The following is a 13,537-nucleotide window of genomic DNA, read 5'->3' as shown; positions in this document are numbered from 1 at the left end:
CATGAGCGACAACCAACTGCGGCTGGTGTGGATCTATCCGGACCTGCTCAGCACCTACGGTGACCAGGGCAATGTGCTCGTCGTGGAGCGCCGGGCCCGGCAGCGCGGCCTGGACGTGGCCCGGCTGGACGTCCGCAGCGACCAGCCGATCCCGACCTCGGGCGACATCTACCTGATCGGCGGTGGCGAGGACCGTCCGCAGCGGCTCGCCGCCGAGCGGCTGCGCCGGGACGGTCATCTCCAGCGGGCGGTGCAGAACGGCGCGATCGTCTTCTCCGTCTGCGCCGGCTACCAGATCCTGGGCCACGAGTTCATCAACGACCTGGGCCAGCGCGAGCCGGGCCTCGGTCTGCTGGACGTGGTGTCGGTGCGCGGCGAGGGCGAGCGGTGCGTCGGCGACGTCCTGGCCGACATCGACCCGCAGCTGGGCCTGCCCCCGCTGACCGGCTTCGAGAACCACCAGGGCGTCACCCACCTCGGCCCGGCGGCCCGCCCGCTGGCCCGGGTGCAGATCGGCAAGGGCAACGGCACCGGGGACGGCACGGAGGGCGCGTACAACGGGACGGTCTTCGGGACGTACATGCACGGCCCGGTCCTCGCCCGCAACCCGCTGATCGCCGATCTGCTGCTGAAGCTGGCGCTCGACGTCAATGCGCTGCCGCCGATCGACGACCGCTGGTACGAGGCGCTCCGCAACGAGCGCATCGCGGCTGCGCAGCAGCCTGCGTAGGCACTGTTGCGCAGCAGCCTGCGTAGGCGCTGTTGCGCAGCAGCCTGCGTAGGCACGGTTGCGCAGCAGCCTGCGCAGGCACGGTTGATCACTGCCGGGAAGCCCCCTGCCTGAGCGCTTGCGCTCCAGGTCAGGGGGCTTTTCCGTGGCCTTCGGCGGGGCGGCGGGGAGCCCGCCTGACGGGCCGTCCGCTCACATGTGCGGGCGCGTCCAGCAGGCGGACGCCCGCTACGGCGGGGCCCCCTCGCGCCGGTAGGGTGGCGGTGAATCCGCCGGACAACGTGGTCCGGTCTGACCGGCCCACGTTGAGAAGGTAAACGGGCTATGCGCATTGGTGTCCTCACGTCCGGCGGCGACTGCCCCGGCCTGAACGCCGTCATCCGGTCCGTCGTGCACCGTGCCGTCGCCGACCACGGCGACGAGGTCATCGGCTTCCGGGACGGCTGGAAGGGCCTCCTGGAATGCGACTACACGAAGCTCGACCTCGACGCCGTGGGCGGCATCCTGGCGCGCGGCGGCACCATCCTCGGCTCCTCCCGGGTCCGTCCGGAGCATCTGCGGGACGGGGTGGAGCGGGCCAGGGGCCATGTCGCGGAACTCGGCCTGGACGCGATCATCCCGATCGGCGGTGAGGGCACCCTGAAGGCGGCCCGGCTGCTGTCGGACAACGGGCTGCCCATCGTGGGCGTGCCCAAGACCATCGACAACGACATCGCCGTCACGGACGTCACCTTCGGCTTCGACACCGCCGTCGGTGTCGCGACGGAGGCCCTGGACCGGCTGAAGACCACCGCCGAGTCGCACCAGCGGGTGCTGATCGTGGAGGTCATGGGCCGGCACACCGGCTGGATCGCGCTGCACTCCGGCATGGCGGCCGGCGCCCACGCCGTCGTGGTACCGGAACGGCCCTTCGACATCGACGAGTTGACCAGGAAGGTCGGCGAGCGGTTCGCGGCGGGCAAGCGGTTCGCCATCGTGGTCGCCGCCGAGGGCGCCAAGCCGAAGCCGGGCACCATGGACTTCGACGAGGGCGGCAAGGACATCTACGGGCACGAGCGGTTCGCCGGCATAGCGCGTCAGCTCTCGGTGGAGCTGGAGCAGCGGCTCGGCAAGGAGGCGCGGCCGGTCATCCTCGGGCATGTGCAGCGGGGTGGCACGCCGACCGCCTACGACCGGGTGCTGGCGACGCGGTTCGGCTGGCACGCCGTGGAGGCCGTGCACCGGGGCGAGTTCGGCATGATGACGGCGCTGCGCGGGACCGACATCGTGATGGTGTCGCTGGCGGAGGCGGTCGAGACCCTCAAGACGGTGCCGACCGAGCGCTACGACGAGGCGGAGTGCGTGCTCTAGCCCGTCCGGGCTGTGGGCTGTGGTTCGGCCGAGAACAACCCGCCCCCGGTCACCGTCGTGACCGGGGGCGGTTCTACTCTTGGTGCGGACACAGACAGCTGTGGACAGACACCGCACACCCCCACGAACCAGGAGCCGCAGGATGGATCACGGCGGGCACGGCATGATGATGGATCTGCCGCCGTTCACGCTGGGGCGGGGGCTCCAGTGGTCGGCGGACCCGTTCTTCCTCGTCGCCTGTCTGCTGGGGCTGGGTCTGTACGGCTGGGGTGTGGTGCGGCTGCGGCGGCGCGGGGACGCGTGGCCGGTGGGCCGTACGGTGTCGTACGCCGTGGGTGTTGCGACCATCGGCCTGGTGATGTGCACCAGGCTGAACGACTACGGCATGGTCATGTTCAGCGTGCACATGGTGCAGCACATGATCATCAGCATGCTGTCGCCGATCCTGATCCTGCTCGGCGCACCGGTCACCCTGGCGCTGCGGGCGCTGCCGGCCGCCGGCCGGGGCCGGGGCCGCAAGGGTCCGCGCGAGCTGCTGCTGGCGCTGCTGCACAGCCGGTACATGCGGATCATCACCCACCCGGCCTTCACCATCCCGCTGTTCATCGCGAGCCTGTACGCGCTGTACTTCACCCCGCTGTTCGACTTCCTGATGGGGTCCAGGGCCGGGCACATCGCGATGATGGTGCACTTCCTGGCGGTGGGCGTGGTGTTCTTCTGGCCGATCATGGGGGTCGACCCGGGCCCGCACCGGCCGGGGTACGTGATGCGGATGCTGGAGCTGTTCGCGGGCATGCCGTTCCACGCGTTCTTCGGCATCGCGCTGATGATGGCGTCGGCGCCGATGGTGGAGACGTTCGAGCACCCGCCGGCCTCGCTCGGCGTCGACGCGCTGGCCGACCAGGTCTCGGCCGGCGGCATCGCCTGGGCCTTCAGCGAGGTCCCGTCCGTGCTGGTGCTGATCGCCCTGCTGTTCCAGTGGTACCGCTCCGAGCAGCGGCAGGCCAGGCGCACGGACCGGGCCGCGGACCGGGACGGCGACAAGGAGCTGGAGGCGTACAACGCCTATCTGGCCTCGCTCGGCGCCCGCAAGGGCTGAGCGGACGGCCTACGGCTGGGTGAGGACCATGGCGAGGGTCAGCAGGCCCAGCACCACCCAGCCGAACCACAGCCAGCTGTTGCTGCCGAGCGCGACCGTGTAGGCGGTCACGGCGACGAGCCCGCCGACCGTGAGTGCCCCCATCGCCTTGGTGGAACCGCTTGTGGAACCGGGCATCGCGACACCCTCCTCATGGTCCGTACCGACCATGGTGCCCCGGCTGCGGGCGAAAGGGGATGCCCTCGGTGATTACAGTGCCCGCATGAACAGCAGGACGTCGTCGTTCGACGACCTCGACCGCAAGATCATCACCGCGCTGATGGCCAACGCCCGGACCAGTTTCGCCGAGATCGGCGCGGACATCGGGCTGTCCGCCACGGCGGTCAAGCGGCGCGTGGACCGGCTCCGGGAGACCGGGGTGATCACCGGGTTCACGGCGACGGTGAAGCCCGCGGCGCTCGGCTGGCGCACGGAGGCGTATGTCGAGGTGTACTGCGAAGGCGCGGCCCCGCCCCGGCGGATCGCCGAGGTGGTGCGCAACCACCCGGAGATCACGGCGGCCATGACCGTGACCGGCGGCGCGGACGCGCTGCTGCATGTGCGGGCGCGGGATGTGGAGCACTTCGAGGAGGTGCTGGAGCGGATCCGCGTCGAGCCGTTCATCCGGAAGACGATCAGTGTGATGGTGTTGTCCCACCTCCTCCCGGAAAGCCCGGAAGCGGGTGCCACCCATGCGGCACCGGAGTGACCCGAGCAGGCGCAGCACTCGTGCGTGCACCCCTGGAAAGACGCAGCAATGCTGCACATCCACGCAGCTTTTCATTCTTGTCGTCCGTCCTCCTCGCTTTCTACCGTGGTGTCACCCCCAGTGACAGTCAGCAAAGCGGAGGAAACCCTCTGTGTCGGAGAGCCGTGCACAGCGCCACCGGCGCTTTCTCGTCTGCGAACCCAGACACTTCGCGGTGCAATACGCGATCAACCCCTGGATGCATCCCGACCGGCCGGTCGACGTGGACCTCGCCCAGGAGCAGTGGCAGGAGCTGATCCGCGTCTACCGCGCCCATGGCCACACCGTGGACGCGGTCGAGCCGGTGCCCGGGCTGCCGGACATGGTGTTCGCCGCGAACGCCGCGTTCGTGGTGGGCGGCCGGGTCTTCGGCTCCCTGTTCCACGCGCCGGAGCGGCGTCCCGAGTCCACGCACTACGACACCTGGTTCAAGACGGCGGGGTACGACGTCTACCGCCCCGAGTCGGTGTCCGAGGGCGAGGGCGACCTGGTGTGGACGGGCCGGTACGTGCTCGCCGGCACCGGGTTCCGCACCACCCGTGAGGCGCACCGGGAGGCGCAGGAGTTCCTCGGCCACCCGGTGATCGGTCTGACGCTGGTGGACCCGTACTTCTACCACCTGGACACGGCGCTGTTCGTGCTGGACGACGACAACATCTGCTACTACCCGGAGGCGTTCTCCGCGGGCAGCCGGGAGGTGCTGCGGCGGCTGTACCCGGACGCGGTGCTCGCCACCCGCGAGGACGCGATGGCGTTCGGGCTGAACTCCGTCTCCGACGGCCGGAACGTCTTCATCGCGCCCCGGGCCGAGGCGCTCGCCGAACGCCTCGCCGACCACGGCTACCACCCCGTCCCCGTCGACCTGTCCGAGTTCCACAAGGCCGGCGGCGGCATCAAGTGCTGCACCCAGGAGATCCGCTGATGACCGCACCCGCCCGCACCCGTACGTCCGGCGACCTGATCCGCGCCGAGGAGCCGGTCCTCGCGCACAACTACCACCCGCTGCCCGTGGTCGTCGCGCGTGCCGAGGGCACCTGGGTGGAGGACGTCGAGGGCAACCGCTACCTCGACATGCTCGCCGGGTACTCGGCGCTGAACTTCGGCCACCGGCACCCGGCGCTGATCGAGGCCGCGCACCGCCAGCTGGACCGGCTGACGCTCACCTCGCGGGCGTTCCACAACGACCGGCTCGCCGAGTTCGCCGAGCGGCTCGCGGAGCTGACCGGCCTGGACATGGTGCTGCCGATGAACACCGGCGCCGAGGCGGTGGAGAGCGGCATCAAGGTGGCCCGCAAGTGGGCCTACGACGTGAAGGGCGTCCCGGCCGACCGGGCGACGATCGTGGTCGCGGCGGAGAACTTCCACGGCCGTACGACGACCATCGTCAGCTTCTCCACCGACGAGACGGCCCGCGCCGGCTTCGGCCCCTTCACCCCCGGCTTCCGGGTCGTGCCGTACAACGACCTGGCCGCGCTGGAGGCGGCGGTCGACGAGACCACCGCGGCGGTGCTGATCGAGCCCATCCAGGGCGAGGCCGGCGTGATCATCCCGGACGACGGCTATCTCGCCGGGGTGCGGGAGCTGACCCGGCGCGCGGGGTGCCTGTTCATCGCGGACGAGATCCAGTCGGGGCTGGGCCGCACCGGCCGTACCCTCGCCGTCGAGCACGAGGACGTCGTGCCGGACGTGCTGCTGCTCGGCAAGGCCCTGGGCGGCGGGATCGTACCGGTGTCGGCGGTGGTGGCCCGGCGCGAGGTGCTGGGGGTGCTGCACCCGGGCGAGCACGGCTCGACGTTCGGCGGCAACCCGCTGGCCGCGGCGGTCGGCACGGCCGTGGTGGAGCTGCTGGAGACCGGCGAGTACCAGCGCCGCGCCGCCGAGCTGGGTGTCGTCCTGCGCGGCGGGCTGACCGAGCTGGTCGGCAGGGGCGTGGTCGGCTTCCGCTCCCGGGGCCTGTGGGCGGGCGTGGACATCGACCCGGCCATCGGCACCGGCCGTGAGATCAGCGAGCGGCTGATGCGGGAGGGCGTCCTGGCCAAGGACACCCATGGCTCCACCGTCCGGCTGGCGCCGCCGCTGACCATCACCGCCGAGGAGCTGCGTTCCGCGCTGGCGGCCCTGGAGAAGGTGCTCGCCTGAGTAACGTCCTGGTCCTGGGACCATCAACTCCTGTCCGGCCCCTAGGACAAAGGCGGTTCACAGGAGTACCGTTCCGGCGCTCGGCAACGGGAGATCATGTGCGGCCGTAGGGGCGGCCGCGCCCCGTGCCGGAGCAGCCGGAGAAAAGTCCATGCGCGTCACTTCCGCACGGCGCAGACCGCGCCGCGGCGCGAACGGCGGCGGTAGAGCGGCATTCGCCGCCACCGCCGCCGCACTCCTGATAGCCGGGACGGGACCCGTCGCCGCGTTCGGAGCGGGCAGCGACACGGGAACCGGCCGCCATGACGTGGCGGGCGAGGAGTCCCACGAACTGATGGAGTCCATCGACTCGTTCAACGAGCCGCGGCTCTCCCCCAGCGACCAGGTCGCTCCGGGCGCCTACGCCGCCGCCTGGGCCCACATCAAGAACATGCCGGTGGCGTCCGGCAGTTGGTCGGAGGTCACCACCTCTCCGTACAACGAGGACGCCGCCCACTACCGCGACCAGTCCGCCTCCAACTCCGGTGGCGGGGCGGGCCATTCGGCGGGCCGGATCGCCGCCCTGGCCACCGACCCCGGCCACACCGGTGTGGTCTACGCGGGCGCCGCCGGCGGTGGCGTGTTCCGCTCCACCGACGACGGCAGGACCTGGACGCCGATCGCCGACCGGCTGCCCGCGCTGTCCGTGGGTGCCCTCGCGGTCGCGCCCGACGGCTCGCTGTGGCTGGCCACCGGCGAGGCGACCACCGCCTCCGACAACTACCTGGGCAGCGGCGTCTACCGGCTCGCCGACCCGGTCACCGGCACCTTCGCGGAGAGCGACAAGGTCGGCGGCACCGAGCTGGACAGCAGCTCCGTGCACACCCTCACCTTCGACAAGGCGGCCGGTTACGTCTTCGCGGCCTCCTCGCACGGCGTCTTCCGGCGCCCGCTGTCGGCCGACCGGTCCAGCACCTGGACCAAGGTCCTCGCCCCCTGCGCGGGCGTCGGGATCACCGGGGTGAGCTGCGGGGTGGACAGCCACTACGCGGACATCGCCGACGACATCGCCGTACAGCCCGGCAGCGACGGCAGGAAGCTGCTCGCAGACGTGGCCTGGCGCGGCGGCGCGGCCTACAACGGCTTCTACTACTCCGCGGACGCGGGCGTCACCTGGAAACGCGCCAACCCGACCGGCGCGGTCAACCCCGCCGAGATCGGCAACGCGGCCTTCGCCTACTCGGCCGACGGCAGCAAGCTGTATGTCTCGATGGAGTCCCCCAAGCTCCTGAACAAGTCCTCCGGCTCCGGCGTCTACTCGGTCCTCGCCGGTGTGTACGTCAGCTCCAGCGGCAACGCCGACGGCCCGTTCAAGCAGATCGCGTCGGCCTCCTCGCTGTCCGCCAGCGGTTCCGCGATGAAGGTCAACGAGATCGGCACCGGCTACCAGCCCGGCTCCCAGTCCTGGTACGACCAGGTCATCACGGTCGACCCGACCGACCCGAACCATGTCTACCTGGGCCTCGAGGAGATGTTCGAGTCCCGGGACGGCGGCGCCACCTGGAAGACGATCGGCCGGTACTGGAACTTCGGCATGCCGTGCTACTCGCCCGATCCGGCCGCGGACACGTGTGACGGCGATGTGATGCACTCCGACCAGCACGCCCTCGCCATCTCCCAGTGGCCCGGCAGGGCCCCGGAGGTCTTCGTCGGCAACGACGGCGGCGCCTACGCCCGTCCCACCGCGCAGACCACGTCCGGCTGGCGCAACCTCAACGAGTCCGGCACGCTGCGCAGCCTCCAGTACTACTCGGTGCGCGCGGGGAAGATGACCGACGGCAGCGGCGAGGCCGTCTGGGGCGGTCTCCAGGACAACGGCGTCTCGCTGCTGGCCCCCAAGGGCGCCACCTACCAGGGCGCGCAGCTCAACCCGGACGGCGAGATGGTCTCCCCGTTCGGCGGCGACGGCGGCGACCAGCTGGTCAACCCCGCCAACGGCTGCCAGACGGTCGGCGAGTACGTCGACCTGGCGCTCCAGATCACCGACAACTGCGGCTACACCGCGAGCGCCGACGGCGCCGAGGACGTCATCACGGACATCGCACCGGGCGACCCGGGGGCCCGCTTCATCGCCCCGTTCGCCGCGGACGAGACCGACCCGAACGGCCTGTGGATCGCGGGCGGCCAGTACGTGTGGGGCAACACCAGGACCTGGCAGAGCACCTCGGGCGCCGACTGGACCAGGCTGTACGACCTGGGCGCGGGCCACTCCGCCTCCGCAGTCGCCAGCCGCGGCCATGTGAGCTGGGCGGCCTGGTGCGGCCCCTGCTCGAAGGTGGACGGCACCTTCGGCCGGGGCATCGCCACCAACTACGGCGGTACCTGGCACCAGGTGAACCTGCCCGCCGACTTCCCGAACCGCTATGTCGCCGGGCTGAGCATCGACCCGTCCGACGCCTCCGGCAAGACGGTCTACGCGGTGGTCAACGGCTTCTCGCGGCACTGGAACGAGGGCCCCGGCGCCGGCTACGGCCATGTCTGGCGGACCACGGACGGCGGCGCGACCTGGACCGACGTCAGCGGTGACGCCGCCGCCACGGACTCCTTCCCGGACGCCCCGGCCAACGCGGCGCTGGTCACCCGGGACGGCACCCTCGTGGTCGCCACCGACCTCGGTGTCTTCACCAGCACCTCGGCCGGCCACTGGTCCCGGCTGGGCACCAACCTGCCCACCTCGCCGGCGGTCTATCTGTCGCCGAGCCCGGACGGCAGCCGGATGTACGCGGCCACGCACGGCCGCGGCATCTGGAAGACGGCGATGCCGTAGGCCCCCGCTGTGACGAAGAGGCCCCGGGAATCTCCCGGGGCCTCTTGGCGTACGGCGGAAAACGTCAGGCGGAGGCAGGCGCCGCCGGGCACAGCCAGTGCGCGGCCGCGGCCAGCAGGGTCGTCACGCCGGTCTGGATGGCCGGCCTCGGCAGGGGCGCGAAGTGCGGGGAGTGGTTGGACGGGATGTGCGAGGGCAGGCCGTTCTCCAGCAGGCCGGTGAGGGAGACGCCGGTGTAGAGGGCAGGGTCGGCGCCGCCGAAGTGCCAGAAGACGGAGGGGACGCCGAGGGTGGTGCCGAAGATGCCGAAGTCCTCGCTGCCGGTGATGGGCTGGGGCAGGGCGAGGACGCGTCCCTCGCCGAGCGCGCCGGTCAGGGCGGTCTGGACGGCGGCGGTGGCCGCGGGGTCGTTGGACAGGACCGGGAAGGACTTGAGGGGTTCGATCTGCGGGTCCTTGGGGGCTCCTGAGGCGGCGGCCTCGGCCCGCACGATCCGCTCGACCGCCGCCAGCACCCGTTCGCGCACCGCCGTGGTGGTGGAGCGGATGTTGACGGTCAGTTCGGCGGTGTCCGGGATGATGTTCTCCTTCGTACCGCTGTGGATCGAGCCGACCGTCACCACGGCGGCCTGGTTGGCGCCGATCTCGCGGGAGACGACGGTCTGCAGGCGGGTGACGACCGCGGCCGCCATGACGATCGGGTCCACGGTCAGCTCCGGGCTGGAGCCGTGTCCGCCCCGCCCGAACAGGGTGATGCGGAAGCTGTCGGAGGCCGCCATCACCGGTCCGGGGCGGGTGCCGACGACCCCGGCGGGGGCGGGGGCCACATGCTGGCCGAGGCAGACGTCGGGCCGGGGAAAGCGGTCCGCGAAGCCGTCACCGACCATCACCGCGGCCCCGCCGACCTCCTCGGCGGGCTGGAACACCGCGACCACCGTGCCCCGCCAGTGGTCCCGGGCGGCGGCCAGCAGGGCGGTGGCGCCGAGCAGGCAGGTGACGTGCATGTCGTGCCCGCAGGCGTGCATCACGGGCACCTCCTCGCCGCGGGCGTCGGTGCCGGTCGCGGTGGAGGCGTACGGCAGTCCCGTCTCCTCCTTGACCGGCAGGGCGTCCATGTCGGCGCGCAGCAGGACGACCGGCCCGGGGCCGTTCGCGAGGACGCCGACCACACCGGTGCCGCCGATTCCCTCGGTGACCTCCCAGCCCTGCTCGCGCAGGCGGGCGGCCACGGTCCGGGCGGTGCGGAACTCCTGGAAGGACAGCTCGGGGTGGGCGTGCAGGTCCTGGTAGAGGGCGAGCAGGCCGGGCAGGCGGTCCGGGAGTCCGGCGAGCAGGGGGGCGAGGGTCATGAGGGCTCCAGAGTGCGTGCGTCGGAAAGGAGGGCGGCCGCGCGGAACGCGTCGGCGTCCTGCGGGGTCAGCCACGCCATGACGGCGGCGGCGACCGCGCCCAGGACCAGACAGGCGAAGGCGGCCCGGAAGGAGAAGGCGTCGGCGAGGACGCCCAGGACCGGCGGGGTGATCATGCCGGCGAGCTGGCCACCGAAGACGATCACGGCGCTGCCCACACCGACCCGACCGGGCGGCAGCGCGCGCAGCGGCACGGCGAAGATCGGCATGTAGGCGAGGGAGGCGACGGAGACGGCCACCGCGACCAGGACGAGGAAGCCGGTGAGCGAGGAGACCACGGCCAGCAGCGCCAGGGCGAGCGCGGACACCGCCATGGCGGGCACGATCACCGTGCGGTGGTGCCCGCCGAGCCGGTCGGCCAGCCGCCCGCCGACGATCGTGGCGATGGCCGCGCCGAGCGCCGGTACGGCGGCCAGGGCGCCGATCGAGGTGAGGGAGACCCCGCGGTCGTCGTCGAGGTAGGTGGGCACCCAGGTGGTCAGGCCCCAGACGATGGTGTTGTAGCCGTACATCATCCCGGCGAAGCGCCACAGCACACCGGTGCGCAGCACCTGCCCCAGCACCTCCCGGCCGGCCGGGGCCGGGGTGCCGCCGCCGTCGAGCGGGGCCGGCAGCCACAGCCGTAGCGCCCCCAGGACGAGCACGCCGAGGGCGGCCGTCGAGAAGAAGGCCGAGCGCCAGCCGAAGGCGCTGATCAGCGGGGCGGCGAGGAGCGGGACCAGGACCGCGGCGAACGCGTTGGAGCTGAGGATCAGGCCGTTGGCGCCCATCCGCTGCGCGGGCGTGGTCCGCTCCACCAGCAGCGTGGTGGAGGCCGGCGGGAAGGCACCCTCGGCCATGCCGAACAGGAACCGTACGACGAGCAGCACGGCGAAGGACCGGGCGAACCCGGTGAGGGCGGTGAACACGGACCACAGCAGCAGCGCCCAGCAGGTCACCCGGCGTGCCCCGAACCGGTCGCTGAGCATGCCGCCGGGGATCTGGCAGAGGGCGTACGCGAGGAAGAACGCGGAGACCAGCAAGCCCTGCGCGCCGTGCCCGAGCCGGAACTCGTGGCCGAGCGAGGGCAGGGCGAGGTTGATCACGAGGCGGTCGGCGTAGTCGACCAGCCAGGCGGCGAAGAGCAGGGTGACGGTGGTCCGGACGGTCCGGGACACGGCACTCCTCTCGGGCTCGGATGCGGCGCGGGGCCTCACGGGTGGCTCGGGGGCGGTTCGGTACGGCCGGGAGGGCTGCGGCCCGGCGGGAAGTGCCCTTACGATCCGGCCCATGAGCGGAACACCTCGGAAATTGCCGGAAACCATCAGCGAGGCCTCTGTTCTGCCGGATTCCGGCAGCCTCCGCTTCTCCGAGCTGGATCTGGCGCTCGTCGACGCCTTGCAGACCGCGCCCCGCGCCCCCTGGTCCCGGATCGGCCGGGCGCTGGGCGTGGACGCGACCACGGCGGCCCGGCGCTGGGAGCGGCTGCGCGCGGGCGGACTGGCCTGGATCACGGCGTACGACGCGGCGAAGACGCTCACGGTCGCCCATGTGGAGGTGCGGTGCCGGCCCCGCCGTCTGGAGTCGGTGAGCGCCGCGGTGGCCCGGCTGCCGTGGGTGTTCAGCGTGGACGAGACCGCCGGTGACTTCGATCTGTTCCTCGGGGTGGCGGCGCCCGACCTCGGCACCCTGGGCCGGGCGGTGCGCGAGGAGATCGGCGGGCTGCGCGGGGTCCGTACGATCCGCACCCTGCTGGGGATCACCCAGTACGGCGAGGGCAGCGACTGGCGCACCCGGGCGATGGGCCCGGCCGACCGTGCCGCCCTCGGCGACGCCCGGCCGCCGGCCCGCGCGCCGTACAGCGCGCGCACGCACGGCGGGCCCGCGCGTGAGGACCGGGCCATGCTCGACGCGCTCGCCGAGGACGGCCGGCTCGGCTACACCGAACTGGCGGCGGTGACGGGCCTGAGCGAGCACACGGTTCGCCGCCGGCTCGGGCGCATGCTGCGGGCGGGGGACGTCACCATCCGCTGCGATCTGGCGCACCAGCTCGCCGGGCTGTCGACGACGGTCGTCTACCGCGCCCATGTGCCGCACGTCCATCTCGCCCACACCGGAAACGCCCTGGCCCGCCTCGACCAGGTGCGGATGTGCGCCTCGGTGAGCGGCCGGTACAACCTGCTCGTGCTGGTGTGGCTGCCCGAGCTGGGTTCGGTCGACCCGTTCGAGGCGCTGCTCGCGGACCGCTTCCCGATGCTGGAGGTGAAGGACCGCACGGTGGTGCTGCACTCGCCGAAGCGGATGGGCCGGCTGCTCGACGCCCACGGCCGGGCCGCCGGCCGGGTGCCGTTCGCGCCGCCCGAGCCGCCGCACCCGCTTGTCAGGTGACCCGGCAGGGGTCAGCCTGGTCGGATACGGACCGGGCGGAGGGTGAGCCGTGTTCTACTACCTGCTCAAGTACGTGCTGCTGGGCCCCTTGCTCCGGCTGGTCTTCCGGCCCCGGATCGAGGGCCTGGAGAACGTGCCGGCGCACGGCCCGGCCATCGTCGCCGGCAACCATCTCTCCTTCTCGGACCACTTTCTGATGCCGGCGATGCTGAAGCGGCGCATCACCTTCCTCGCCAAGGCGGAGTACTTCACCGGGCCGGGGGTGAAGGGGCGGCTGACCGCGTTCTTCTTCCGCAGCGCCGGGCAGATCCCGGTGGACCGCTCGGGCCGGGAGGCGGGCCGGGCCGCGATCCGCGAGGGGCTCGGGGTGCTCGGCAGGGGCGAGTTGCTCGGCGTCTACCCGGAAGGGACGCGCTCGCACGACGGGCGGCTCTACAAAGGCAAGGTGGGGGTCGCGGTGATGGCGCTCACGGCGGGTGTGCCGGTGGTGCCGTGCGCGATGATCGGCACCTTCGAGGCGCAGCCGCCCGGGCGGGTGGTCCCGCGGATCCGCCCGGTCACCATCCGCTTCGGCACTCCGCTGGACTTCTCCCGGTACGCCGGGATGGAGCACGAGAAGGCCGTCCTGCGGGCCGTCACCGACGAGATCATGTACGCGATCCTCACGCTGTCCGGGCAGGAGTACGTCGACGAGTACGCGGCGGTCGTCAAGGAGCGGCAGGCAGCCTCGGGCAACACCCGCAAGCTCCCGCGGCCGCCGCGGAGTTGAGCGGGGGGGGGGGGGGGGGGGGCGCCCGCCCCCCCCCCCGCGGCGCGGGGGCCCCCCCCCCCCGGCGCCCCGCCCCGCGCGC

At 72.2% G+C, this 13,537-nt stretch carries 12 protein-coding genes; 9 read left to right on the top strand and 3 right to left on the bottom strand.

What is annotated here, in order from left to right:
* Nucleotide 1: 1 nt before the first annotated feature.
* The 3 genes from ACFVIU_RS21340 to ACFVIU_RS21330 all read left to right on the top strand — a co-directional run bounded on the left by ACFVIU_RS21340 (nucleotide 2) and on the right by ACFVIU_RS21330 (nucleotide 3,179).
* A complete protein-coding gene (locus ACFVIU_RS21340; RefSeq protein WP_385844285.1) occupies nucleotides 2-730 on the top strand; it encodes a type 1 glutamine amidotransferase in 729 nt (242 codons plus the stop codon).
* A 324-nt stretch (nucleotides 731-1,054) separates the two neighbouring features.
* Nucleotides 1,055-2,080 carry a 6-phosphofructokinase gene (locus ACFVIU_RS21335; RefSeq protein ID WP_385844283.1) on the top strand — a complete coding sequence of 342 codons (1,026 nt, stop codon included), beginning with the start codon at nucleotides 1,055-1,057 and terminating at the stop codon, nucleotides 2,078-2,080.
* A gap of 142 nt (nucleotides 2,081-2,222) precedes the next feature.
* Nucleotides 2,223-3,179, top strand: coding sequence for a cytochrome c oxidase assembly protein (locus tag ACFVIU_RS21330; RefSeq protein ID WP_385844282.1), 957 nt, complete (start codon nucleotides 2,223-2,225; stop codon nucleotides 3,177-3,179).
* 9 nt (nucleotides 3,180-3,188) lie between these two features.
* On the opposite strand, the gene ACFVIU_RS21325 is transcribed toward ACFVIU_RS21330, so the two are convergent.
* Complete coding sequence (locus tag ACFVIU_RS21325) at nucleotides 3,189-3,356, bottom strand: hypothetical protein (protein ID WP_385844280.1); 168 nt, start codon at nucleotides 3,354-3,356, stop codon at nucleotides 3,189-3,191.
* Nucleotides 3,357-3,441: 85 nt separating this feature from the next.
* Here ACFVIU_RS21325 and ACFVIU_RS21320 point away from each other — a divergent pair, with 85 nt between their 5' ends.
* The 4 genes from ACFVIU_RS21320 to ACFVIU_RS21305 all read left to right on the top strand — a co-directional run bounded on the left by ACFVIU_RS21320 (nucleotide 3,442) and on the right by ACFVIU_RS21305 (nucleotide 8,911).
* On the top strand, nucleotides 3,442-3,927 hold the full coding sequence (locus ACFVIU_RS21320; RefSeq protein WP_385844279.1) for an Lrp/AsnC family transcriptional regulator: 486 nt from the start codon (nucleotides 3,442-3,444) through the stop codon (nucleotides 3,925-3,927).
* A gap of 151 nt (nucleotides 3,928-4,078) precedes the next feature.
* Nucleotides 4,079-4,888 carry a dimethylargininase gene (gene ddaH, locus ACFVIU_RS21315; protein ID WP_385844277.1) on the top strand — a complete coding sequence of 270 codons (810 nt, stop codon included), beginning with the start codon at nucleotides 4,079-4,081 and terminating at the stop codon, nucleotides 4,886-4,888.
* The gene (gene rocD / locus ACFVIU_RS21310; RefSeq protein WP_385844276.1) at nucleotides 4,888-6,105 is read left to right on the top strand and encodes an ornithine--oxo-acid transaminase; all 1,218 of its coding nucleotides are present in this window, start codon (nucleotides 4,888-4,890) and stop codon (nucleotides 6,103-6,105) included. Before ddaH ends, rocD begins: the two co-directional genes overlap by 1 nt.
* Before the next feature lie 151 nt (nucleotides 6,106-6,256).
* Nucleotides 6,257-8,911, top strand: coding sequence for a WD40/YVTN/BNR-like repeat-containing protein (locus ACFVIU_RS21305; RefSeq protein ID WP_385844274.1), 2,655 nt, complete (start codon nucleotides 6,257-6,259; stop codon nucleotides 8,909-8,911).
* Between the two features lie 64 nt (nucleotides 8,912-8,975).
* Here ACFVIU_RS21305 and ACFVIU_RS21300 read toward each other — a convergent pair whose 3' ends face one another.
* Together ACFVIU_RS21300 and ACFVIU_RS21295 are read right to left on the bottom strand one after the other, a co-directional pair.
* The gene (locus ACFVIU_RS21300; protein ID WP_385844273.1) at nucleotides 8,976-10,259 is read right to left on the bottom strand and encodes an amidohydrolase; all 1,284 of its coding nucleotides are present in this window, start codon (nucleotides 10,257-10,259) and stop codon (nucleotides 8,976-8,978) included.
* On the bottom strand, nucleotides 10,256-11,476 hold the full coding sequence (locus ACFVIU_RS21295; RefSeq protein ID WP_385844272.1) for an MFS transporter: 1,221 nt from the start codon (nucleotides 11,474-11,476) through the stop codon (nucleotides 10,256-10,258). The genes ACFVIU_RS21300 and ACFVIU_RS21295 overlap by 4 nt, the downstream gene beginning before the upstream one ends.
* A 112-nt stretch (nucleotides 11,477-11,588) precedes the next feature.
* On the opposite strand from ACFVIU_RS21295, the gene ACFVIU_RS21290 reads away from it, so the two are divergent.
* Both ACFVIU_RS21290 and ACFVIU_RS21285 read left to right on the top strand, forming a co-directional pair.
* The gene (locus ACFVIU_RS21290; RefSeq protein WP_385844271.1) at nucleotides 11,589-12,686 is read left to right on the top strand and encodes an Lrp/AsnC family transcriptional regulator; all 1,098 of its coding nucleotides are present in this window, start codon (nucleotides 11,589-11,591) and stop codon (nucleotides 12,684-12,686) included.
* Nucleotides 12,687-12,735: 49 nt separating this feature from the next.
* Nucleotides 12,736-13,455 (top strand): lysophospholipid acyltransferase family protein, encoded by a 720-nt coding sequence (locus ACFVIU_RS21285; RefSeq protein ID WP_385844270.1) that lies wholly within the window; start codon nucleotides 12,736-12,738, stop codon nucleotides 13,453-13,455.
* Nucleotides 13,456-13,537 lie beyond the last annotated feature (82 nt).

Origin of the sequence: Streptomyces sp. NPDC127190 (assembly GCF_042672505.1) — a bacterium.
GTDB lineage: Bacteria > Actinomycetota > Actinomycetes > Streptomycetales > Streptomycetaceae > Streptomyces.
Note: the sequence above shows the minus strand (reverse complement) of the source record. Positions and strands in the feature narration are given on the sequence as shown.

What these genes read in the sequence shown, in the direction of transcription:
- ACFVIU_RS21330 (WP_385844282.1), top strand. Translation starts at nt 2,223, where the DNA reads ATGGATCACGGCGGGCACGGCATGATGATGGATCTGCCGCCGTTCACG.
- rocD (WP_385844276.1), top strand. Translation starts at nt 4,888, where the DNA reads ATGACCGCACCCGCCCGCACCCGTACGTCCGGCGACCTGATCCGCGCC.
- ACFVIU_RS21305 (WP_385844274.1), top strand. Translation starts at nt 6,257, where the DNA reads ATGCGCGTCACTTCCGCACGGCGCAGACCGCGCCGCGGCGCGAACGGC.
- ACFVIU_RS21300 (WP_385844273.1), bottom strand. Translation starts at nt 10,259, where the DNA reads ATGACCCTCGCCCCCCTGCTCGCCGGACTCCCGGACCGCCTGCCCGGC.
- ACFVIU_RS21325 (WP_385844280.1), bottom strand. Translation starts at nt 3,356, where the DNA reads ATGCCCGGTTCCACAAGCGGTTCCACCAAGGCGATGGGGGCACTCACG.
- ACFVIU_RS21320 (WP_385844279.1), top strand. Translation starts at nt 3,442, where the DNA reads ATGAACAGCAGGACGTCGTCGTTCGACGACCTCGACCGCAAGATCATC.
- ACFVIU_RS21290 (WP_385844271.1), top strand. Translation starts at nt 11,589, where the DNA reads ATGAGCGGAACACCTCGGAAATTGCCGGAAACCATCAGCGAGGCCTCT.
- ACFVIU_RS21335 (WP_385844283.1), top strand. Translation starts at nt 1,055, where the DNA reads ATGCGCATTGGTGTCCTCACGTCCGGCGGCGACTGCCCCGGCCTGAAC.
- ACFVIU_RS21340 (WP_385844285.1), top strand. Translation starts at nt 2, where the DNA reads ATGAGCGACAACCAACTGCGGCTGGTGTGGATCTATCCGGACCTGCTC.